The organism is Azoarcus sp. TTM-91 (assembly GCF_012911025.1).
Taxonomy (GTDB): Bacteria; Pseudomonadota; Gammaproteobacteria; order Burkholderiales; family Rhodocyclaceae; genus Azoarcus.
Map to the genome: position 1 here is coordinate 1 of NZ_WUEI01000319.1, position 393 is coordinate 393.

A 393-nucleotide genomic window follows, 5' to 3' on the forward strand; every position below is an offset into this window, starting at 1 on the left:
CCCTACGACCTGGTCATCCTCGACGTCAACCTGCCTGAAATCGATGGCTGGACCGTGCTGCAGCGGCTGCGCGCCGAATCGGCCACGCGCATCATGATGCTGACCGCCCATGGTCGCCTGGCTGACCGAGTCAAAGGTCTGGACCTGGGCGCGGACGACTACCTGCTCAAGCCCTTCGAATTCCCTGAACTTCTGGCGCGCATCCGCAGCCTGCTGCGCCGTAACGACCAGCAACTGCAGCCCAGCACCCTGCGCGTCGCCGACCTGGAGCTGGACCCTGGTCGCCACCGCGCCTACCGCGCCGGGCAGCGCATCGACCTGACCGCCAAGGAGTTCGCCCTGCTGCACCTGCTGATGCGCCAGACTGGCGAAGTGCTTTCGCGCACCCAGATC

1 protein-coding gene is annotated in these 393 nt (G+C 66.4%); it reads left to right on the plus strand.

Annotated elements, in window-relative coordinates:
• On the plus strand, nucleotides 1-393 hold a 393-nt coding region (locus tag GRF61_RS24425; RefSeq protein ID WP_169153188.1), incomplete at both ends, for a response regulator.